Origin of the sequence: Rhizobium sp. AB2/73 (assembly GCF_020871915.1) — a bacterium.
Classification (GTDB): Bacteria; Pseudomonadota; Alphaproteobacteria; order Rhizobiales; family Rhizobiaceae; genus Rhizobium; species Rhizobium dioscoreae.
Map to the genome: position 1 here is coordinate 192,184 of NZ_CP067073.1, position 21,362 is coordinate 213,545.

A 21,362-nucleotide genomic window follows, 5' to 3' on the forward strand; every position below is an offset into this window, starting at 1 on the left:
TGGATGCACCCGACCTTCAGGCCGAGGCGGAAAATACCGATTGGGGATTGGTGATCAGCATTTGGTCGATCGCCTGCTGGTCGACACCGTGACGCTTCAGTCGCGGCAGGAAATGCTTGAGAATGTAGCCATAGCCGAAGCCGCCATAGCGGGTCAGCATGATCTTGAGAAAGACGTCCTGGGACAGAAGCAGCCGATCGGCGAAGCCCAGGTCTATGAGCGCCCTGATCGCCCTAGCGTTCTCCTCGTCCGATGGCGATTGGGCATCCTGATCGGCGTAATAATAATCCATGCCGATCATGTCATATTCCAGGAAGGCACCGCGTTCTGCGAGGCTCTTTTGATATTGAAGATCATTGTGGCTGGGATTCATGTGGCAGAGCACAGTGTGACGCAGGTCCGCGCCTTCGCTCTCGACCACATCAAGTACGCGATGGGCAAGGCGTTCCCATCCCGGCAAATGGATGGATAGGGGCAGGCCAGTCAACCGCGAGGCTCGTGCCGATGCCCTCAAGGATTTTTGCTCCTCGGCTGTAAAGTCCTTGCTGACGCCGACCTCACCGATGATGCCTGCCATGATATCTGGCTGGGTTTCGCCACCGCCGACGTCGTTGACGATGAAGGCGGTGACTTCGTCCAGATCCATGCCCTTCAGCCACTCCGGATGCGTATGCTCCAGGTAGAAACCGGTTCCCATGATGATCTTTAGGCCGGACATGCGGGCGATGCGGGCCAATTGTTCGGCATCGCGCCCTATGCCAAAGTTTGTGGTTTCCACCACGGTATGGCCGCCAAGCTTCTGGAAGCGGGAAAGTTCGGCTAGCGCCAGATCCCGATCATCCAGCGAGACGTTGTCGCGGTTCATATAGGGGTTCATCCGCAATTCGCCGATGATCTCTATTCCAACCGGCTGTTCGGCGATCGCCTTTTCGTCTGGATGGCAAGGGCACTTCCATGAGGTCGCTCCGTCAAGGAAGATGTGCTCATGCATGAGCGTCACGCCCATGTCCGCGACCGGAATTGGGCCGAGCACGGTCATTGCGCATCCGGTATGAACGCCAATGGCGTGCCGCGTTCTGGCCCCCTCGGCAAAGAGATGATCCATCATGCTCAGCGGCCCCTTACCGCGCCTTTGAAAAGGCGGAAGTTCAACCAGATTGCCACGAGGATAATGACCCCGGTGACGATCGGCGTGAGGAAGGGCGACATGTGCGAGAGGATCAGGCCGTTGGCGATGACGGCAACCGTCAGTGCGCCGAGCACCGTTCCGACCACTGAACCGCGCCCGCCGAACAGGCTCGTACCGCCCAGTACAACCGCGGCGATAACATCGAGCTCGAAGCCTTGCCCGGCATTTGAGGAGCCGGACCCCAGGCGCGCGGCGAGAATGATGCCGGCGACGGAGGCTGCCACGCCCGATATCACATAGACGAATAGGGTGACTCGCCGCGTGTTGACGCCGGCGCGGCGCACCGCCTCGGCATTGGCGCCGATGCCGGTGACGTATCGCCCGAACGGCGTTTCGTTGAAGGCGATATAGGCCGCGATGAGGGCGACGATCGCGATCATCGCGGGGGCAGGGATGCCAAAGAACCAGGCTTGGCCAATCGCCGTGAACGGGCTCTGCGGATCGACCGGAATCGAGTAGCCACCGGTGATAAGCAGCGCCAGCCCCCTGATGACCGATAGTCCGGCCAGCGTGACGATGAAGGCGGGGATCCGCTCATAGGCGATGAAATATCCTTGGATTAATCCGGTCGCCGCGCCAAGAAGCATCATCAAAACAACGACAATCGGCCACGCGATTTCTGCCTGCAGGCAGGCGGCCGAAAGTGTTGCTGCAAGGGCCAATACGGATCCAACCGAAAGATCGATACCGCCTGTCGTGATGACGAAGGTCATGGCCGCCGCCACGATCAGCAAGGGGGCGGATTGTCTGACCACGTTCAAGAGATTGGGAGCGGTCAGAAAGACATTTGTAAAGAGGGAGAAGAAAATGCAGACCGCGATGAAAAACAGGGCGATTGAAACAATGCCGCCATTGGCTATCGCCTTGTCGTAGAGGCGAGCCTTCCGCAGCCGAGACGACGTGCCGGTTTGGGCGTGAGAGGATGTCATGGTCATACGGAAGCGCCTCGCTCGGTATGTTGGCCGGCCGAGCGCGCGGAGAACTTGCGACCGACGATCAGGTTGACGACTTCTTCGATATTTGTTTCGGCGATAAGTCGCTCGGCGACGTTTTGTCCTTCATACATCACCTGGATGCGATCGCAGACGAGGAAGAGATCCTGCAGCCGATGCGTGATCAGAATGACGCTGACGCCGCGGGCGCTGACCGTGCGGATGAGCTCCAGCACCGCCTCGACCTCGGCAACAGCCAGGGCCGCCGTCGGCTCGTCCATAATCAGGACCGAAGGATTGAATGACGCCGCACGTCCGATCGCGATCGACTGGCGTTGCCCGCCTGAGAGATTCTCGACCTTCAGATGCGTGTCCGGAATGACGATGCCGAGCCCTTCCAGCATATGGCGCGCCCGTTCATGCATGGTCTTCTTGTCGAGGATTGGAATGCCCGCAAGCTTCCATTTCGGTTCACGCCCCAGAAAGAGATTTCCCGCCACGTCGACGGTGTCGCAAAGGGACAGGTCCTGGTAGACCATCTCGACATGCGCGGTGCGCGCATCAGCCGGCGAGGCAAAGGAAACTGGTTTCCCGTCGATCTCGATCGTTCCTGAATCCGGGATCACCGCGCCCGAAAGCACTTTGCTCAAGGTCGATTTGCCGGCGCCGTTGTCACCGACGAGTCCGAGGACCTCGCCCGGTTTCAAGGTCAACGACACATTGTCCAACGACTGCATCGTGCCATAGCGTTTGGAGATACCGGTCATCCTGACGCGGTAGGTATCAGCGTTTGTCATATCAATGCTGCCTTGCGGAAATGGCCTTAGCCATGATGCCACAACGTTATGGCCGATGCGATCGGCCATGACGTGACGAGATGCGGGAGCTAATTGAACATGCCCCGGAACTTGTCGACATTTTCCTTGGTGACGATGGTGACAGGCACATTGATGATCGGATCGATCTTCTCGCCCTTTTTCACCTTGACGAGCGCCTCGACGGCCGCCTTGCCTTCGCCGGCCGGATCTTGCTGGATAACGGCCGTCACCCAACCCTGATCGATGCCCTCGATCGCTTGCTTGGTCAGATCCCAGCCGAAGACCTTGACATTACCTGTTTTGCCCTGGCTGGTGACGGCCGCAACGGCGCCGAGGAGTGCCGGCTCGCCGGTCGCATAGAGCGTCGTCATGTCGGGATTGGCGGTGATGAGATTTTCCGCCGCGCTGAGGGCGACATCCTGGACGTTCTGACCGTCCACGGTATCGAGGAAATCGACCTTCTGGCCACCAGCCTTTACTGCCGCCTTGAATCCATCAAGACGCTGGTTCTGGATGAAGGAATTGAGCGCGCCAACGACGCCGATTTTGGCGCTGCCGCCCATCTTGTCCTTGACGTAATCGGAATAGAATTTGCCGATCTGCTCACCCGCCTTGGTATTGTCGACACCCACGAAGGCGATGTTGTCGCCGTTCGGAATCTGGGCGTCGATAGCGATGACCGGAATGCCGGCCTTCTTGGCGGCGGTGATTGCCGGCTTCACTCCGTTGACGTCGATGGCGACCAATATGATGCCGTCGACCTTCTGGGTGATGTAGTTCTCGATGGCGTCATTTTGCGCGCTGGGCACGTTGTTGGCGTTGAATATGACGAGATCGGCGCCGGCTTTCTTTGCCGCCTCCTTGGCGCCGTCATTGATCTGGTTGAAGAAGAGAGCCTGCTGGTTGATCGTCACGAGAGCCAGCGTATTCGCCATCGCGGCGCCGGCACCGCAGGCAAGGGCCACGGTCGCGCCAATCGCGCAACCGAACAGGTATTTCTTGAGATGCATGATCGTTCCCCATGTTTTTGGATTGCACGGGGAGTATTCAAGTAACTTGAATGATTGTCAAGTGACTTGAATTCATGACGTTGAAGATGATCGCAGGTTCGCTTTCAGGACGGTGGCGGCGCTAGAAGGTCGCCGGTGTATTGACCCAGAAGATGCTTGCGCGCTCCGCTCCCACATTGCGATACCAATGGGGCAGCTCGGAGTTGAAGACGAAGCTGTCGCCGACGGAAAGCCGGAATGTCCGTTCGCCGACCATCAGTTCGATCTCGCCGGCAAGAACGTATCCAACCTCCTCGCCGACATGCTGGATCGGCCCGGCGCTTTGGCCGCCAGCCTCAATGTGGTGGATGTTGCATTGAAGCAGATGGCCTTGCGAATAGGGGATTATCCGTTCGAGAGAGATGCCTTCCCCTCTGCGCAATGGGTCGAGTCCAATCAAAGGCCTTGTCCCGGAACGGAAGACGATGCCCTCTTCACCGTCGGCCTCCTCGAACATCCAGCCAATATTCGTACCCAGAACACCGACAAGTCTATGCAACATCGGTAACGAGGGCGAAGCCTTGCCGTTTTCAATTTTCGACAAAAGGCTTTCAGAGCAATCCGCGGCCAGGGCAAGAGCCTTAAGGGTCAAGCCCCGGGTTTGCCTGGCGAGCCTTAGACGGCCTCCAAGCCGCGCCGGATTGGTCAGTATCTTTTCCTCGTTGTCTTCTCCCGATTTCCCGGGGGATCCAATCATGTTCATGTTTCTGGTGTCGCCGTTACAAAGCCAAAGCTTAACGCCAGCCCTCCGCATCTGTCTAGCTATCACGAACGCCAGTGACATGGGCGCCAGGGCGACTTCTCCACCAACGCCTGTTTCACAGGGAAAGCTGATTGTCGTCCTGGATTCCGTTATGCGGTCCTCTCGTCGACCTGCGGCGACGTTGCCGGAGATTATTCGCGGACATCGCGTGGATTGTCCGCAACATTCAGTGTCCGCCGATCGACGGGCTGAACACCATGAGGCTCAGAATCTCGAAGAGCACCTGGGCTCCGGCATGTGCTGTGTTGGTCGTTGCGTCATATTGCGGTGCGACCTCGACGACGTCGCCGCCCACGAGGTTCACGCCCTTCAGCCCGCGGATCAGCTCTAGAACTTCGCGCGTCGTCAATCCGCCGATCTCGGGCGTGCCCGTGCCCGGCGCGAAGCTCGGATCGAGGCTGTCGATGTCGAAGGAGAGATAGGTCGGGCCGTCGCCGACGATGGATTTGGCCTTGGTGATGACGGCTTCCATCCCCATTCCGCTGAGGTCCTCGGCGTGGATCACGGTCATTCCCGATTTATAGGAGAATTCCCATAGGTATTCCGCTGAACCGCGTATACCGATCTGGATTGTCCGTGTCGGATCGAGCACGCCGTCCAGCACGGCATTGCGAAACGGTCCTCCGTGATGAAATTTCGTTTGATCGAAGGCACCGCTGGTGTCGCAATGCGCATCGATATGAATGAGACCGACTGGCCGATTCCGGCCAACAGCCTTCAAGATCGGGTGGCTGATGGAATGATCGCCACCCACCGACAGCGGTGCGACGCCGGCATCGACGATCTGGCCGATACGCTTCTCGATGTCGTCGTGGCTGAGTTCCAGCCGGTAACGGCTCTGGAACGGCACGTCGCCGATGTCAGCGACGCGAAGATCGAAGACCGGCGCCGTTCCCAGAACGTGGTTGTAAGGACCGATCCTTTCGATGGCGCGAAGGGCACGCGGTCCGAAGCGGGAGCCGGGGCGATTGGTGACGCCGAGATCCATCGGTATCCCCGTTATCGCGACCTGGAGATTGCCGAAGTCAGGCTCGTCGGCCGCGACCTGCATGTAGGGCGCGCTGAGGAAAGTCGGGACACCGGCATATGGCGCCAGTCTCGTACCGCTCTTGGAGATGATTTTCTCCGCCACTTTGCGAAACTTCTCGTCGAATATCTCGCCGCCATTGGCGTCTGCAAATTCCGCGCGCAGCTGTTCGAGCCGCATCTTGTCCCACACCATGCGCATGCGTCTCCGCTTGAGGTTCGTCCCACCCAACAAAGAGGTTGAGAAAACAATTGGTATCGTTGTAGCAATCGGTATCAAAGAGAAATCGATATGACCGCTGCAAAATCCAATTCGCTCGTTGCCCGCCTCTCGCCTCCGCCCATTCCTTCCGTCGTCGCCTGGGGACGCGAATACAAGGGATCGAAGGGGCCACTCATCGATCTGTCGCAGGCTGTGCCCGGCTATCCCGCACACCCGGAGATGCTGCGGCTTCTCGGCGAGACGGCGGCACAACAGGCGATGACAGGATACGGGCCGATCGAGGGCGAGCCTTTGCTGCGCCAGGCCTATGCCGCCCATGTCGCGGAACTCTACGGCGCCGACATCTCTGCCGGCAATATCCATATCACGGCCGGCTGCAATCAGGCCTTCATGTGCACGGCGATTGCACTTGCGGGTGCGGGCGATACCGTCGCGCTCACCAATCCCTTCTATTTCAATCACGACACGACGCTGTCGATGCTGGGGATCGGGCGGCGGCTGGTCGAGTGCGATCCTGCAACCGGCTTCCTTCCCGATCTTGGTTCTGCCGAAGCCGCGCTTGCGGCCGGCGCGAAGATGCTTGCCGTCGTTACACCCAACAATCCGACCGGAGCAGTCTATCCGCCTCAGCTGCTTCACGAGCTTTTCTCGCTGTGCCGAAAATACGGCGCCTGGCTGGTCGTCGACGAAACCTATCGCGACTTCCTGGCCGAAGATTACGGAAGGCCGCACGCCCTGCTGTCGGAGCCGGGCTGGGAGGATACGCTTGTCCTTCTCTACAGCTTCTCGAAATCCTTCTGCATTCCCGGCCATCGGCTAGGCGCCGTCACGGCAGGCCCCGGGCTCATCGCTGAGATCGCGAAAGTGATGGACAATATGCAAATCTGCGCCCCGCGTTCGGCTCAGATCGCGGTTGCATCGGCTTTGCCTGTCCTTGCCGACTGGCGGGCCGGCAATCGGCTGGAAATCGCTCGCCGGGCCGATGCCTTGAGATCGGCGTTTTCCGGGCTGGTGGGTTGGGAGATTGCGGCGATCGGCGCCTATTTCGCCTTTGTTCGCCATCCCTTCGAGGGCCGATCGTCGTCCGAGGTTGCCGAGGAACTCGCGAGGGAACGCGGTGTCGTCTGCATACCAGGCGCATATTTCGGCGAGGGCCAGGAGCGCTTCCTTAGGCTTGCCTTTGCCAATGCCGATGTCGCCTCGATCGGACTACTGCCGGATCGGCTCCGCTAGGCGGCGATCAGCAGCCGCCGGCAGGTCATGATAGCCGCCTTGCCAATAGAGCAGCGGCCCGATGTCCCGCCGGATATCCATCGCACGGATATGCCCGATCAGAATGGCATGGGAGTGATGCTGGAAGGCGGTTTCGAGCTTGCAGTCGAGGACCGTCAGGGCATTTTCAAGAGCGGCTGCGCCTGTCCTGAGGCGATACCACTCGGCACCCTCGTAGCGGTCGGCGCCCTTGCGTCCGCCAACGCCGGAAAAGGATTGCGCGACGTGCTGCTGGTCGGCCGCAAGCACGTTGACGCAGAAACAGCCGTATCGCTGCAGTGCTGGCCAGGAGGAAGAAGTCCTGTTGACGCTGACGATGACGGAAGGCCGATCCGCCGAAAATGAGGAAACCGACGTCGCGGTGAAGCCGGTACGATCCTGGCCGTCACCGACCGTGATCACGCTGACCGCGCCGGCCAAATGACGCATCGATAGCCTGAACTCCGTGTCGCTGATCAGAGCGTCGTCACCCATCGGCCTGGCCCTCACGTCTTGGCAAAGCGGTTTGCCGGCATCGAAATGCCTAGGTTTTCGCGCAGGGTTTTGCCCTCATATTCCTCGCGGAACAGCCCGCGGCGGCGAAGCTCCGGCAGCACGAGCCGCACGAAATCGTCGAGGCTGGACGGCAGGGTCGGAAACATCAGGATAAAGCCGTCGGCCGCACGCGTTTCGAACCATTCCTCCATGTAGTCGGCGATCTGGGCCGGCGTGCCCGTTATGCCATTCCCGGTGTGCTTCTCCGCATAGTGCCGGATCAGCTCGCCAACCGTATGGCCGCTCTTGACGAAATCGACCAGCTCGTCGAACAGGGCACGCGATCCCTTTGGCGCCGCCGGCAGACGGTCCATCGGGAAGGGCTCATCGAGGGCCACGCCGCGCAGGTCCGCCTCCAGGAACTCGGAGAGCATCAGCCGCCCGACATCGGGATGCATCTTGTCGATCAGATAGTCCACCTTCGCCTTTGCCTCGGCCTCGGTTTCGCCGACGTTGATGACGATGCCCGGCATGATTTTCAGGTCATCCTTATCACGCCCATAGGCGGCCATCCGGCCTTTGACATTCTCATAGAAGGCCCGGTTCCGCTCGATGTTCGAGGCCAGGCTGAAGACGATCTCGGCCGTGCGTGCCGCCATGTCCATACCGGGTTCGGAACCGCCCGCCTGGGCGATGACAGGACGGCCCTGCGGCGTTCGCGCGATATTGAGGGGTCCGCGAACCTGAAAATGCTTACCCTTGTGATTAAGGGTGTGGTGCTTGTCCTTGTCGTAGTAGACGCCGTTTTCGCGATCGAGAAGGAGCGCGCCTTCCTCGAAGCTGTCCCAAAGGCCGAAGACGACGTCGACGAACTCGTTGCCGCGCTCGTAGCGCAACGCATGCGGATCGAGGCCCTCGCGATTGAAGTTATAGCCGGTTTCGTCATGGTCTGAGGTGACGACGTTCCAGCAGGCGCGGCCCTTGCTCAGATGGTCGATCGAGGAAAACAGACGCGCGACATTGTACGGTTCATAGTAGCTTGTCGAGACTGTTGCCACGAGCCCGAGATCGTTGGTCGTCACTGCCAGCGCCGAAAGCAGCGAGAGGGGCTCGAAGCGGTTCATCTTTGTGGGAATGCGGGCGAGTGCATTGGGATCGCCGACGGCCGCTGCCGGAGAATCGGCCATGAACATGAAATCGAATTTGGCCGCCTCGGATCGTTTGGCGACATCGAGCAGATGCGTAAAGTCGTTGGCACCATTGACGTCGCTTGCCGGATGCAGCCACGATGCCGGATGAAAGCCGAACGTATAGACGAAAGTTCCGAGTTTCATCTTATCGGTCCGCGCCATCGAATTTTCCCTTTGTATCGGCCACGCCGTCCGTTGACGGCGAATGTACAAATTATCGCCAGGCGCAAAATTTCATCAATATCGCGGAGCTGAGTTCCGTTTTAGTTTTTCTAAAATGTCGATGTCGGTGCCGACATGAGGGCTTGCTGGCGAGAAATGGTGAGAAGCCAATCGCGGAACTGGCGTCCGTGGGGTTTTTCCAAGGCCGCCCTATCCCAGGCGAGGAAATAGCTTTCGCGCAAGGGAATGCGTATGTCGATAGGAATGACCAGCGTCTGCGCCTCGAGTTCATCCGCGATCATCGACATCTGCGCGAGAACCACGCCGCGCTTGTTGACGGCGGCATCAATCGCGCTGCTGGAGAGGGTAAAGGAAAGGCCCGCGGCGGTTTCCTCGAGCGCCGCCCCGGTCTTCGCGGCGAATTCAAGCCAGCTTGGATAGGGCGTGAAATGCCTCTCCCATTCGACATGCAGGAGTGGATATTGAAGAAGTTGCGCCGCGGAAGGCGCCTTGCCCTTGATCAATGCCGGTGAGCAGGCGGGAACCACCCAATCGCGGAACAGCTCCGCATAATGTTCATGCTGCAGTACGTCCGATCCGTAACTGATGCGGAAATCGATGTCGTCGAATCCCATGCGCGGTTCCTTGTCGCGGCCGACGATCCTGACATGCGCGTTTGGATGCAGGGCCTGCCAGTCGAAGATTCGCCGCCCAATCCATTTGTTGACGACCGAAGATAGCGCGCTCAGCACAAGCGCATTTTCGTTGCGTGCCCGTTCCAGGACCTGTTCAGCAACCGCGAATTGCTCGAATCCCTTCGATATTTCCTGATGGTAGAGCCTTCCCCATTGGGTGAGTTCCACCGTGCGACCATTGCGCTCGAGCAAGGTGACGCCGAGAAAGCTCTCGATCTTGCGGATTTGCTGACTGATCGCTCCGGGCGAAACCTTCAGCTCCAAAGCTGCCGCGTTCACGCTGCCGCAACGGCCGACGGCTTCGAAGGCCTGCAAGCCTTTGAGCGGAGCAGTCCTGCCGATGTGTTTCTCGTTCAAGAGGCATCTCCCCGCGACGGTTGGTCGGTGACGGTTCTCTCATTCGGATAAAAGTCGCCGGCAAACTGGAAGCGATCGCCGGGATGGATGAACTCGACATAGGTGACCGTGCGACTGCTCTGCCATGTCTGACGGATGAGTGTCAGACAGGCTTCGCCGCGTTCGGTTTCAAGCAGACGCGCCGTCGCGGCATCGGCCGAGACGGCGCGAATGACATGCCGGGCCTTCGACCAGGGCACCATGTCCAGCAACCATTTACCGGGTGGGACCGAAGCGAAACTCTCTGTTCTTGCAGATGGCACTACGTCCAGCATGACGATGCGCCGCTCCAACGTATTGGCCTTGCCGTCGACCGCGTGCAGGCAGTGGAGCCGCAGGATTTCCGCCCCCATGGTTTCGCCGAGCCGCATCGCGGTGGCGGCATCGAGCCTCTCGATCTTCCGCATCAGCATCGTGTGACTATGCTCGTGTCCCGCCAACTCCGCTTCCGTGGAAATATCTTGAATGTCCATCACGGTGCGGTCGATCTGCCGCGAGGCGACGAAGGAACCGAGCTTGCGGCGGCGTATGATCATGCCACGCTCCGCCAGGGTCGAAAGCGCCTTGTTCACGGTCATCCGGGAGCATCGATACTCTTTCAGCAGCTCATGCTCGACGGGTATTCGGTGCCCCGGCGGCCAAATGCCGCTCATGATCTTGCTTTCTATATCCTTCAGAATTCTCTGATGAATTGGGACCAACGCTCGCCTTGCTCCGGCAATGAATTCAGTGTCCGTGGAAACCGCGTCTGCCAAATCCATCGGGCATCATGCGGCATAATTCTTGCGTTCGTTATGTTTTGTATTTGACAGTGTAGGCGAGGCTGTATCTATTTGTATAGACAAAAGGTCATAAAAATCGGCCGGACGGGACAACGCTTGGGGAACCTGAACCTTCCAAGGAAGGGCACAAAACTGGAGAGAAAGACATGAGGAAGAATTCGCTTCTGAAGGGGTTGGTTGGCGCCGCACTTTTGTTTGGCGCAACGATTTCGGCCCATGCGGCTGACACGCTTGCCGCCGTCAAGGCCGCCGGTACCCTGAAGGTCGGCACCGAGACGGCCTTTGCCCCATTCGATTTCATCGATGCAGGCAAGCATGTCGGCTTGAACGTCGACCTCTTCGACGAGATCGGCAAGGAACTTGGCGTGAAGATCGAATGGGTCACCCTGCCATGGGACGGCGTTTTCCCGGCGCTTGAAGCTGGAAAGTTCGACGTCGTTGCCGGCCCAGCGACGATCACCAAGAAGCGCATGGAGCGCTATCGCTTCACGCCGCCTTTGGCCGAAGCAACCATTGCGATCCTGAAAAAGGCCGGTGACAAGACGATCAACAAGCCCGAAGACATCGCCGGCAAGAAGATCGGCGTCGGCAAGGCGACGGCGCAGCTCGATCAGCTGAAGGAGTTTTCCGACACACTGCCGACGAAAGCCGATATCCGCGAATACCCAGCCTTTACCGAATCCTATGCCGATCTCGCAGCCGGCCGTATCGCCGGCGTTGCCAACTCGCTGCCGAATATTGCATTCGTCGCCAAACAGCGTGAAGGCACGTTCGAAGTCGTGCTGCCGCCCTTCGGCAAGAAGTCCTATTTCGGCTTCATCGGCTTGAAGGACGCCGATCACGCACCGTTGATGGACGCCATCGATGCAGCCATGTTGAAGATCAAGGCTGACGGCCGCATGGCGACGCTGCAGAAGAAGTGGTTCGGCGCAAGCTTCGACACGCCTGACGCCGTCAAGGACCCGGCATTCTGATCAGCCCTCGGAAATCGGCCGTGCCCGCTTTGCTGCCGGGCACGGCCGATGAGCGAGATCCCAGCTTCCTGGTCACCACGCGGGCGAACACTTAACAATGTCCATCGAGCTCTTTGGATTGCTTCTGCAGGCATCCATCTACACGGTGACGATCAGCTTTGTGTCGATCCTTATCGGTTTTGCAATTGCGATCCTGATTTCGGGAATGTTGCTGACGGGGCGTAGCCTTTTCGTGCGACCTGCCCAGTTTTTCATCAGCTTTTTCCGCGGCGTGCCGCTGCTGGTGCAATTGCTGCTGATCTATAATCTGCTTCCGGCTATCGGCCTCAACGTGCCGAGCATCGTTGCCGCCATCATCGGCCTGTCGCTCTGCACGGCCGCATACCAGGCAGAGAACCTGCGTGGCGGCTTTGCCAGCGTGCCGCTGGGCCTGGTGGAGTCGGCGGAAATGGTCGGGCTGACACCACGCCAGATCTTCCGCCGCATCAAGGTTCCGATCGCGCTGCGTCTCACATTCCCAGCTCTCGTCAATGAGGCGATCCTTATCCTGAAGGCGTCGTCGCTGGTCTCCGTTGTCGGCATCGTCGAACTCACCCGCATGGCCCAGGATCTTGCCGGCAGCACCTTCCTGCCGCTGCAGATCTTCGCGGCCGCTGGCCTCATCTATCTCGTGATCAACTGGGTGGTGGCGCTTGCCGGCGGCCTGATCGAAAGCAGATTGCCGGGGGTAGCGCGATGACCTTCGATATCAACGTCCTCATCGGCCAATGGCCTGCCATCCTCAGCGGTGCCGGCGTCACGATCATGATCTGGATCGTGGGCACCATCGCCGCTGCCATTATCGGCTTCCTGATGGCGGTCGCCCGGCAATATGGCGGCGTGGTCGTCGACAAGGTGCTTGGTGCCGTCGTGGCGGTGCTGCGCGGCACGCCGTTTCTCATCCAGATCTTCCTCGTCTATTATGGCGGCCCTTTCGTCGGCCTCGAGCTTGATCCCGTGCCGGCGGGACTGATCGGCATTTCGATCTATGGCGCGGCCTATTTCAGCGAAATCTTCCGTTCCGGATTTCGCGCCGTGCCGAAAGGCCATATCGAGGCTGGCGAATGCGTCGGCTTGACGCGCGGGCAGATCATAAGGCGCATTCTCCTGCCGGAGATGACGATGCTGGTGCTGCCGCCCTGCGTGAACATGACCGTCATCCTGATGAAGGAGACGGCGGTCCTCTCCATCATCACCGTGCCGGAATTGACGGCGACGCTCAGTGCGATCGGATCGCAGCAATATGCCTTCGTCGAGGCGCTGTCCGCGCTGGCGCTCTTCTACTGGGTGCTCGTCGAAGTCACCGGCTGGCTTGGCAACCTTGCCGAAACGAAACTTTCCAGATTCAGGTTTTTCAACGCATGAGCGTCCCCGCTATAGAAGTCAGGAATCTCATCAAGACATTCGGAGAGACCACGGTCCTTCACGGTATCGATCTTGCCATCGAGCCGGGACAGGTCTCCTGCCTCATCGGTCCATCCGGCTCGGGCAAAAGCACGCTTTTACGATGCATGGCTTTTCTTGAAGAGGCGACGCGCGGGACGATCTCCATCAACGGCGAGGTCCTCGGCTTCACCGAGGATGCTCAAGGACGGCGTGAACGTGTCTCGGCGACTACCAATCGTTCGATCCGCGCCCAGATCGGCATGGTGTTCCAGCAATTCAATCTCTGGCCGCATATGACGGCGCTCGGCAATGTCAGCGAGGCCTTGAAGACGGTTCACAAGATGAGCCGTAAGCAGGCCGAGGATGCGGCCATGGCGCAACTCGTCAAGGTCGGGCTCGAGGCGAGAGCAGGGCATTATCCCTCGCAGCTTTCCGGCGGACAACAGCAACGCGTGGCGATCGCCCGCGCCCTCGCTTTGAAGCCGAAGATCATGCTGTTCGATGAACCGACCTCATCCCTCGATCCGGAACTGACGGGCGAAGTCCTGAACGTCATGCGCGACCTGGCGGCCGAGGGCATGACCATGGTCGTCGTTTCGCACGAAATCGGTTTCGCCGCGACCGTCGGCCAGCAGATCATCTTTCTCGATCACGGCAAGGTGCTGTTCAGCGGGCCACCTCAGGAGGTCTTCAAGAAGCCGAGAAATCCTCGCCTAGAGCAATTCCTCGATACCTATCTCGACCGGGGCGCGTCGATGTTGCTCTGATGTCGCCTCAAGGACGGCTTGAGCCAGGCCGGGTTATTGCTCCGGTGGAGGTGTTTGGGGCCGGCGGCTCGCACAGAGCACACCAGGCCGCGCTTCAAGTTGATGATGGCTTGCGTGGAAAGCTGCCCGACGTCTGCACATTTCATGCTGACCGGCTCGGAGCGCTACAAACATGTCTGCCGGAAATGTGCCCAAATCTGTGCCCAATGCGCGGAGGATTGCGAGCGGATAGGCGAGATGCGCGGCTATGTCGGTGCCTGCCGCCGCTGTGCCGAGAGCCGCCGTAAAATGCCGGCGTGATCAGGGGAGGGGGCGCCCTCTTGCTGCCCAAAAGAGAGGGGATATCCATAGCAAGCAGCATGAGGGATTCGGAATGCAGCCTTGAGACGGACGCTTTTCGTAAACATATTCGGACTGCTCTCCGCCGTGGTAGCGGTCCTCGTGACAGTGGCTTCGGCGTCAGCAACCGAGGATGCCGTGGCGCTCCGGCAAGCTGATATGAAGGCCATGGCCGCGGCGGCAAAGACGATCTCCGGCATGTTCAAGGATCCGGTAAGCTATAGGGCCGCCGAGTTCCAATGGGCGGCAGACACTATCCGCGACAGATCGGGTACCATTCTCTCCGGCCACTTTGCATCGGAGACGGTCAGCCCACAATCAAAGGCCATGCCGAACATTCTTGAGGAGCGCGAGCGGTTCGACCGCGTCGCGAAAGACCTGCGCGACTATGCCGTCGCGCTCGACGCCGCCGCGCAGAATAACCCCGGACCGATGTCGGCCAGCATGCGTATGAAGCCCGGAGAAGCCATGGGCGGCGGCCCGTTCGGCACTCATGCCGCAAGCGAGCAGGAGCTGTCGGCTATGTCTGCGGAGCACGTCTTTCACCTCATGTTGCAGACCTGCACGACCTGCCATGCAAGGTTCAGGGCAAGCCCGTGAGGCGTCGGACGATAGCGCCGGCTCCTCACCCCTGAGTCTATTGACGCCGAACCGAGGTAGATTGCGGGTCGATCATTCAACGGGTCGATATTCGAGCACAACTCGTGACGGTGGGGCACGTCATGCCTGCAAGGCAGTCGTCGATGAGCGCGTTTTTTTTGCACCAGCGCGTCGCGCGCTTCTTCTGCCTACAGACCCATGCTCCCGGCATCGATAACTGCAACGTCGCATTCGAGATCCGGAATGCCAATCTTCCGATCATCCAGACGATGCTTGGGAACCATCTCGAGCGGAAATAGTTCCGTCCGGCGGATGATCACGTGGGAAAGGCTGTCATGACGAAGCGGAAGCATGAAGAGACGGCGGATCCCCCTCGCTCGCGACCGGGGAAATATGAGGAGACCGAGGGCGCGACCGGTGCGGTGGAAAGGCCGGCAATCCCACCGGCCATGAAAGAGGGAGAGAAGCCGTCTTCCAAGAAAAGCAAGCAGAAGGACGATACTGGCGGGCAAGGGGACTGAGCCTCGCGGTTGCGCAATAGGGCTTGGCGGGTCTATCCCACCCAGCGCGTGATCCAGTAGGCTATTGCCGAGATAGCAGCTGCCGCGGGCAGGGTTATTATCCATGCGACGACGATATTGCTCGCCAATCCCCATCGAACGGCCGAGATCCGCCGTGCGGCACCGACACCGACGATTGCGCCCGTGATCGTATGGGTCGTCGAGACCGGGATGCCAAGCCATGTCGCGGCGAACAAGGTCAACGCGCCACCGGTCTCAGCGCAAAATCCCTGCATTGGATTGAGCCTGGTGATCTTCGAGCCCATCGTGTGCACGATCCGCCAACCGCCAAACAGTGTCCCGAGCGCCATCGCGGACTGACAGGATAACACCACCCACAGGGGTACGTGGAACTCCGCTCCGGTATGACCTTGGGAGTAGAGCAGTACGGCGATGATGCCCATGGTCTTCTGGGCGTCATTTCCGCCATGGCCGAGGGAGTAGAGAGAAGCGGAGACGAATTGCAGGACGCGGAAGGTGCTGTCGACGGCGAAAGGCGTCTGGCGAACGAATATCCATGTCACGCATAGCACGAGGAAGAGCGCGAGCACAAAGCCAAGCAGTGGCGACATGACGATGGCACCGGCCGTCTTCAGCAGGCCGGACCAAACAATGGCATCCATGCCGATCTTCGCCACGCCGGCACCGACGAGGCCACCGACCAGAGCATGCGATGAGCTTGATGGGATGCCCAGTACCCAGGTCACGATATTCCATATGATCGCCCCCATCAGGGCGGCGAAGATGACCTGTGGCGTGACGATGTTGGGATCGATAATGCCGGTGCCGAGGGTTTCGGCGACGTGGAGCCCGAAGAACAGGAAAGCGATGAAATTGAAGAATGCGGCCCATAACACGGCATATTGCGGTCGCAGGACCCGGGTCGAGACGATGGTGGCAATTGAATTGGCGGCATCGTGCAGCCCATTCAAAAAATCGAAGAACAATGCCACCGCGATGAGCCCCACCAGCAATGGGAAAGCGAGAGTGGCCTCCATCAGACGTTCTCGATTACGATGCCGCTGATTTCATTGGCGACATCCTCGAAACGGTCGACGACCTTCTCCAATTCACCAAAGATCTCGCTGCCGATGATGTACGCCATTGGATTGGTGCCGCCATACCGGCGAAAGAGATCTTTTAGACCTTGATCATGTAGCTCATCGGAGCGGCCCTCGACCTTTACGACCTCTTCGGTGAGCGCGCTGAGGCGAGAAGAATTGGCACTCATGCGATCGAGGAGAGGGATTGCCTCGGCTACCAGTTTTGCAGCCTCGACGATCGCCTTGCCCATTTCCTGCATACCGGGATCAAAGCTGTCCTGTTCGAATAGCCGGATCGTCTTGACCGTCTTGTGCATCATGTCGATTGCATCGTCCATTGACATGATGAGATCCTTGATGTCGCCACGGTCAAAGGGCGTGATGAAACTGCGCCGAGTGGCAAGCAGAACTTCGCGCGTGATGTCATCAGCCTCGTTCTCGAGCTCTACGATGCGCTGGCAGTGCTGCTCCGTGTTTTTGCCAGCCAGCAATTCGTTCAGAGCTTCCGCCGCGCTGACGATCGCGCGCGAATGTCGAGAGAAAAGATCAAAAAAACGGTCTTCTCTCGGCATCAGTCTACGAAACCAGTTCACTTTCCGCACTCCAAACGGCGTTGTCATAAATCCGTCATAAATGACGAGGCCCGACATGGAAAGCCGAGACATCCGCAAAACGACGCTCTCTGACAGCCTCATCACAAGATTTGAACTGCGCGGTCTAATCTGTTCCCGTTGACCGTCGAAGAAATACAGGCTCCCCTGGAAGCGGTAACCACGCATTCGGTGTGCATTGCGATCCGAGACCGCCCCGAAATTCGAAAGAGGATGGTTTGTCCGCCAGAGTGCGTAGACGTAGCTCTCCGCCCCGACGAGCTCCATCGCCTGGATGCGCATTTTCGCGCTGAAAGCCGCATCGATCGCGCCGCCGGCCAGGTGAAGATCCTTGGGCCGGACGCCGACCGTCATGTCGGCGCCGCCAAGGCGGCTGTCAGGCGAAAGCGCAATTGTGCTGTTTCGGCAGGTTTCAGAAGATTCATCGAAGGCGAGCCTATGAAGGTCGCTGCTGATCCGAAGCGAACGACCGGACGCGGTGTTTTGTGCAGCCGATCTGCTGACTTGCGGCCTCATGGACGCGGCGCGGCACCAGTTTTTGCTTTCGATCCCGGATCAGCTCTGCGTCGTCGGCTTTGACGATATTGAACAGGCCTCATGCTCGTTCTATGACTTGACGACCTTTGCTCAGCCCGTGGTGGCAATCGCACGGCAGGCTGTGACATGGCTGGGCGAGAGCCCGTCATCGGACAGGCTCGAAGGCCATTCCGTAACATTGCACGCCGAATTGGCGTGGGGAAGCTCGGTTAGAGGAGTATAGGGCGCTGGATAGGCTGATAAGTTGAATGACATGACATCAAAAAAAGACAGCGGCAAGCCAACATTCCCCAAATCAAAGCACCTGCTGCAACAGCTGGCACGCACGCCGGAACAGCTGTTTTCCAGTGCGTTTCGAAACCAATATGGCGCGCTTTGTTTTCGCTACAAGGAGGGCGGTGACGAGATCGAAGTTCTGGTGATTACCTCGCGTGAAAGCGGGCGCTGGATCGTGCCGAAAGGTTGGCCCATGAAAGGCAAGGAGCCTCACGAGGCAGCCGCCATCGAAGCCTGGGAGGAAGCTGGTGTTCGCGGCAAGGTGAGAAGAGCGCCGATCGGGCGATATACCTATCTGAAGGAACTTGACGACGGAAAAGTCGTGCCATGCGTCGTTGACCTGTTTCAAGTGGAAGTGAAAGAGATCCGGAATGAGTTCAAGGAGCGAGGCCAGCGGCGGATCGATTGGGTCAGCCTCGACGAGGCGGCTAGACGAGTACGTGAAATTGAGCTCAAATCTCTGCTCATCAACTTTAGGCCTCAGCGAAAATAAACGTTGAAAATCAAAATCTTCAGGACCACAGGTCCTGGCCGACATCTGATCACACAGACTTCGGAATGTTCTCGCCCGCAGCCTACCTGAACAATTTCTATAGTTCAGGTTCGTGGACACTGCCTCAGCCTCCGCGCCGGCCTGCAGTCACCTCAATCACTTCGTTCTCAGTCTTGGATTGTTTCTTTGGACTGTCTCTTAAGCGTTTCGATGAAATCCGCCAATGGATGAATCGATGGGGTTATTGCCAAGAGAGGTTCAAGAGCGGCAGCGACTGCCCGGCAATTGTCTGCGGAGAGAGACCGAAGGTTCGATGAAACCTTGTTATAGGCGGGTGTCCCACGCGAAGCGAAGGAACGATTGATGACGAATTGTTCCAATTCTCCATCAAGTCGTTCCACAAACAATGCCAGTGATCCTCCATCGGCGGCAGCAGCGCTGTCAGAGACCGCTTTGAACATATATCCTCCATCCAGTGACCGTCGCCGCTAGATATCCCATCGATACTTTGGAACCAAATGTGCATGGCACATGCGCTGGATTGCTGTCGAGCAGATCATCCGCCTTTCAGCGGCATCCATGGATTTCGCTGAAAGGCGGATGTCGCCGGTAAGCGCCTTGAGGGTAAGGTCGTGCTACAGCGGCCTTGCGGAACGAGGACGGCAACTGGAAAATTATCCATGAGCACCTCAGCCGATTTCCAAGATGAGACCTCATTCCTTTTCGTCTAAGCACGCCGAAATCGAAACGGCTATCCCAGCGACGGATTTCGGGTGAGCTTGATGACCTCTTGGAACCAGAGCGCCACCAGGAAGTCACCCTTCAGGCTGCACTGACCCTGATCGAAAACACGGACGCATCGACATTCATCAACATTTGGTGCCGCCGGCCTTCGCTGCCGCGATGGAACGTCGCGGCATTTCCAAAGTCGCGGTGCTCCACTTCCCAAATGGATTCGGACCGGTCCTTAACTGTAATGGACGACAACGACACCAGTCCGCGGTCCTTTCGCTATCAGCGCCGGGCGTTTATTTCGGCGACACCGGCGAAGCCTGCGATCTGGCGCGGGCCTGTAATGAATATTCGGCAAGCGTGCGCGCTGCTTGAGCCCCGGTGCATGGCTCCCATCCGCACGCGCAATACCGATTTGCGACAGAATCTTTTTTCCCGCTCCCGTCGGGAAGGCATAATGGAAAAGCTGTCGCGGCGCCTGATTGCGCCGCGACCACTCGGGTGTTAGCGCGGCATGATGCCCGGTTGATCGGCGGGGAACTTTGCAATGTCGGCGAGGCTGACATTCAGATGTTGTGCGACGAGCGCCGGCGGCGTATGGGCCAGCCAGGACGACAGGCCGATTTCCTGATATTCCGGCACCTTGAAGACGGCGACAAATTGCAGATCCGTCTTGCCGGTATTCTCGATCACGTGCCCCTGGCTCTTCTTGACGTAGCCGACATCACCCGGCCGGAAATCGGCGGTCTGGCTGCGCGGACCAGCATCGAAAACCGTCATGCGGCCTTCGCCCTTGATCCAATATTGCCATTCGTCGGCATTCGGATGCCAATGCATTTCGCGCACGCCGCCGGGCTTGATCGTCTCGATGGCAGCGGCGATCGTCTTGGAGACTTTGAAGACACTGCTGTCGGCAAGTTGGAGAATGCCGGAAGCGTTCTGCTTCACCGGTGCTGAAGCGGTCAGCCTGTAGGTGAAGGGGTAGGGCGGCAGGCCGCCCGAGGCAACGGCATCCTGATCGGCGGAAAGCGGGCCGGGTTCCTTGCCCTGGAAGATCCATAGATCCTGCAGCGGGATGTTCTTGAAGGTATCTTGCGGGACGCCGAAGTTCTTGGCAAGCAATTCCGGCGGCGTATGCGCAAACCAGTCCGTCACAAGCAGCGTGTTGTATTCGGACTGATCACCCTGGTCGAAGACGATCACGAATTCGCAGCCGTCAGGACCGAGCCCCTGCAATGAGTGCGGAAAGCCGGCAGGGAAATACCAGAGGTCGCCCACTCCCACATCCTGCACATAGGCGCGGCCTTGTGCGTCGAGAACGGTGATGCGGCAGCTTCCGTTGGTCATGATCGCCCATTCGGCCGCGCGGTGCCAGTGCAGTTCGCGAACGCCGCCTGGGCCAAGACGCATGTTGACGCCCGACACGGCTTCCGAGATGGCGAAATCGGCCTTGGTGAGCTGACGAGCCCATCCGCCGTTCTGGATACGCTTGGCGGCGTTGTTGAAGGATCCCCAGAAGAGCTGCATGTCGCCGATATCGGTTGCCGGAGGGCTCTGGAACGAGGGGAACTGTTCGCCGAGTGCCGGGTTCCTCGGACCGGGATCCGAAAGGCTAGCCGGATTTGCATTGATCGCGCCCTCGGCTGGCTGATCGGGATTGCCGAAGGTGGCCGCCTGGGCGGCACCGGCCGCAAGCGCCGCGCTTCCCATGGCTCCGAGGGCAAGGACCGAGCGTCTCGATAGAGATTCCATTGCTATTACTCCCTTGACGTGAATGGATGGTGATAGTCCGCCGAGGCTTGAGCTATTGCTTCGAAGAGCGAGTGCCTGACGGCTGCTAGGGCGTCACTTGCCGACGGCGTAGACGCCAATACGAATACGAGGGATCGCCACTGCGACCCGGGGCGAACGGCGCATCGGAGCAATGGCGTTTTCGAGATTGATCGAAGTCGAGCCGGTGACACCGTTCCCAAGAAGGGCCAAGACGGCATGCTTCGCTTCAAGTCCGGACATCGTCTCCTCCTGTCGACGAAT

24 protein-coding genes and 2 pseudogenes are annotated in these 21,362 nt (G+C 59.0%); 11 read left to right on the forward strand and 15 right to left on the reverse strand.

The features are described from left to right. Nucleotides 1-16 precede the first annotated feature (16 nt). From I8E17_RS26810 to speB, 6 genes are all read right to left on the reverse strand, one after another. Nucleotides 17-1,105 (reverse strand): phosphotriesterase, encoded by a 1,089-nt coding sequence (locus I8E17_RS26810; protein WP_069614417.1) that lies wholly within the window; start codon nucleotides 1,103-1,105, stop codon nucleotides 17-19. A gap of 5 nt (nucleotides 1,106-1,110) precedes the next feature. Continuing rightward, the gene (locus I8E17_RS26815; protein WP_229002273.1) at nucleotides 1,111-2,118 is read right to left on the reverse strand and encodes an ABC transporter permease; all 1,008 of its coding nucleotides are present in this window, start codon (nucleotides 2,116-2,118) and stop codon (nucleotides 1,111-1,113) included. A gap of 2 nt (nucleotides 2,119-2,120) precedes the next feature. Next, on the reverse strand, nucleotides 2,121-2,918 hold the full coding sequence (locus tag I8E17_RS26820; RefSeq protein WP_113366192.1) for an ATP-binding cassette domain-containing protein: 798 nt from the start codon (nucleotides 2,916-2,918) through the stop codon (nucleotides 2,121-2,123). 89 nt (nucleotides 2,919-3,007) lie between these two features. Next, nucleotides 3,008-3,949: a substrate-binding domain-containing protein gene (locus I8E17_RS26825; RefSeq protein WP_069614149.1), complete on the reverse strand. Its 942-nt coding sequence runs from the start codon at nucleotides 3,947-3,949 to the stop codon at nucleotides 3,008-3,010. Nucleotides 3,950-4,070: 121 nt separating this feature from the next. Then, nucleotides 4,071-4,685 (reverse strand): cupin domain-containing protein, encoded by a 615-nt coding sequence (locus tag I8E17_RS26830; RefSeq protein WP_095439014.1) that lies wholly within the window; start codon nucleotides 4,683-4,685, stop codon nucleotides 4,071-4,073. Nucleotides 4,686-4,917: 232 nt separating this feature from the next. Next, a complete protein-coding gene (speB, locus tag I8E17_RS26835) occupies nucleotides 4,918-5,973 on the reverse strand; it encodes an agmatinase (RefSeq protein WP_069614419.1) in 1,056 nt (351 codons plus the stop codon). Between the two features lie 96 nt (nucleotides 5,974-6,069). Between speB and I8E17_RS26840 the strand changes: the two genes are divergently transcribed. Then, nucleotides 6,070-7,233, forward strand: a complete 1,164-nt coding sequence (locus I8E17_RS26840) for an aminotransferase (protein ID WP_069614151.1) — start codon at nucleotides 6,070-6,072, stop codon at nucleotides 7,231-7,233. Here I8E17_RS26840 and I8E17_RS26845 read toward each other — a convergent pair. From I8E17_RS26845 to I8E17_RS26860, 4 genes are all read right to left on the reverse strand, one after another. Next, nucleotides 7,210-7,746 (reverse strand): flavin reductase family protein, encoded by a 537-nt coding sequence (locus I8E17_RS26845; protein ID WP_069614152.1) that lies wholly within the window; start codon nucleotides 7,744-7,746, stop codon nucleotides 7,210-7,212. The genes I8E17_RS26840 and I8E17_RS26845 overlap by 24 nt on opposite strands. A gap of 11 nt (nucleotides 7,747-7,757) precedes the next feature. Further along, nucleotides 7,758-9,098, reverse strand: a complete 1,341-nt coding sequence (locus I8E17_RS26850) for an LLM class flavin-dependent oxidoreductase (protein WP_069614153.1) — start codon at nucleotides 9,096-9,098, stop codon at nucleotides 7,758-7,760. A 110-nt stretch (nucleotides 9,099-9,208) separates the two neighbouring features. Beyond that, a complete protein-coding gene (locus tag I8E17_RS26855; RefSeq protein ID WP_069614154.1) occupies nucleotides 9,209-10,150 on the reverse strand; it encodes a LysR family transcriptional regulator in 942 nt (313 codons plus the stop codon). Continuing rightward, entirely contained in the window at nucleotides 10,147-10,890 is a 744-nt protein-coding gene (locus I8E17_RS26860) for a UTRA domain-containing protein (RefSeq protein WP_069614155.1), read from the reverse strand. The genes I8E17_RS26855 and I8E17_RS26860 overlap by 4 nt, the downstream gene beginning before the upstream one ends. Nucleotides 10,891-11,117: 227 nt before the next feature. On the opposite strand from I8E17_RS26860, the gene I8E17_RS26865 reads away from it, so the two are divergent. The 8 genes and pseudogenes from I8E17_RS26865 to I8E17_RS26900 all read left to right on the forward strand — a co-directional run bounded on the left by I8E17_RS26865 (nucleotide 11,118) and on the right by I8E17_RS26900 (nucleotide 15,597). Beyond that, nucleotides 11,118-11,945 carry a transporter substrate-binding domain-containing protein gene (locus I8E17_RS26865; protein WP_069614156.1) on the forward strand — a complete coding sequence of 276 codons (828 nt, stop codon included), beginning with the start codon at nucleotides 11,118-11,120 and terminating at the stop codon, nucleotides 11,943-11,945. A 97-nt stretch (nucleotides 11,946-12,042) separates the two neighbouring features. Further along, nucleotides 12,043-12,684 carry an amino acid ABC transporter permease gene (locus I8E17_RS26870; RefSeq protein ID WP_069614157.1) on the forward strand — a complete coding sequence of 214 codons (642 nt, stop codon included), beginning with the start codon at nucleotides 12,043-12,045 and terminating at the stop codon, nucleotides 12,682-12,684. Further along, entirely contained in the window at nucleotides 12,681-13,349 is a 669-nt protein-coding gene (locus I8E17_RS26875; protein WP_069614158.1) for an amino acid ABC transporter permease, read from the forward strand. The genes I8E17_RS26870 and I8E17_RS26875 overlap by 4 nt, the downstream gene beginning before the upstream one ends. Next, nucleotides 13,346-14,137: an amino acid ABC transporter ATP-binding protein gene (locus tag I8E17_RS26880; protein ID WP_069614159.1), complete on the forward strand. Its 792-nt coding sequence runs from the start codon at nucleotides 13,346-13,348 to the stop codon at nucleotides 14,135-14,137. Before I8E17_RS26875 ends, I8E17_RS26880 begins: the two co-directional genes overlap by 4 nt. 75 nt (nucleotides 14,138-14,212) lie before the next feature. After that, nucleotides 14,213-14,437, forward strand: a pseudogene (locus tag I8E17_RS26885) (four-helix bundle copper-binding protein); the annotation flags it as partial. Between the two features lie 81 nt (nucleotides 14,438-14,518). Next, complete coding sequence (locus tag I8E17_RS26890) at nucleotides 14,519-15,076, forward strand: cytochrome c (protein WP_069614160.1); 558 nt, start codon at nucleotides 14,519-14,521, stop codon at nucleotides 15,074-15,076. Nucleotides 15,077-15,219: 143 nt separating this feature from the next. Then, the gene (locus tag I8E17_RS26895; protein WP_162711858.1) at nucleotides 15,220-15,375 is read left to right on the forward strand and encodes a hypothetical protein; all 156 of its coding nucleotides are present in this window, start codon (nucleotides 15,220-15,222) and stop codon (nucleotides 15,373-15,375) included. Between the two features lie 36 nt (nucleotides 15,376-15,411). Further along, complete coding sequence (locus tag I8E17_RS26900) at nucleotides 15,412-15,597, forward strand: hypothetical protein (protein WP_069614161.1); 186 nt, start codon at nucleotides 15,412-15,414, stop codon at nucleotides 15,595-15,597. A gap of 32 nt (nucleotides 15,598-15,629) precedes the next feature. Here the strand turns inward: I8E17_RS26900 and I8E17_RS26905 are convergent, their stop codons facing one another. Further along, a complete protein-coding gene (locus I8E17_RS26905) occupies nucleotides 15,630-16,634 on the reverse strand; it encodes an inorganic phosphate transporter (protein WP_069614162.1) in 1,005 nt (334 codons plus the stop codon). Next, nucleotides 16,634-17,299: a DUF47 family protein gene (locus I8E17_RS26910; protein WP_069614420.1), complete on the reverse strand. Its 666-nt coding sequence runs from the start codon at nucleotides 17,297-17,299 to the stop codon at nucleotides 16,634-16,636. Before I8E17_RS26910 ends, I8E17_RS26905 begins: the two co-directional genes overlap by 1 nt. A 427-nt stretch (nucleotides 17,300-17,726) precedes the next feature. Here I8E17_RS26910 and I8E17_RS26915 point away from each other — a divergent pair. Continuing rightward, a pseudogene (locus I8E17_RS26915) lies at nucleotides 17,727-18,050 on the forward strand (substrate-binding domain-containing protein); the annotation flags it as partial. 30 nt (nucleotides 18,051-18,080) lie between these two features. Beyond that, nucleotides 18,081-18,596 carry an NUDIX hydrolase gene (locus I8E17_RS26920; protein ID WP_069614164.1) on the forward strand — a complete coding sequence of 172 codons (516 nt, stop codon included), beginning with the start codon at nucleotides 18,081-18,083 and terminating at the stop codon, nucleotides 18,594-18,596. Nucleotides 18,597-18,763: 167 nt separating this feature from the next. Here I8E17_RS26920 and I8E17_RS26925 read toward each other — a convergent pair whose 3' ends face one another. From I8E17_RS26925 to I8E17_RS26935, 3 genes are all read right to left on the reverse strand, one after another. Then, nucleotides 18,764-19,057 (reverse strand): hypothetical protein, encoded by a 294-nt coding sequence (locus I8E17_RS26925; protein ID WP_083258243.1) that lies wholly within the window; start codon nucleotides 19,055-19,057, stop codon nucleotides 18,764-18,766. A 775-nt stretch (nucleotides 19,058-19,832) separates the two neighbouring features. Next, the gene (locus I8E17_RS26930; RefSeq protein ID WP_069614165.1) at nucleotides 19,833-21,080 is read right to left on the reverse strand and encodes an oxalate decarboxylase family bicupin; all 1,248 of its coding nucleotides are present in this window, start codon (nucleotides 21,078-21,080) and stop codon (nucleotides 19,833-19,835) included. A 93-nt stretch (nucleotides 21,081-21,173) separates the two neighbouring features. Further along, nucleotides 21,174-21,341 carry a hypothetical protein gene (locus I8E17_RS26935; protein ID WP_162750874.1) on the reverse strand — a complete coding sequence of 56 codons (168 nt, stop codon included), beginning with the start codon at nucleotides 21,339-21,341 and terminating at the stop codon, nucleotides 21,174-21,176. Between the last annotated feature and the right edge of the window lie 21 nt (nucleotides 21,342-21,362).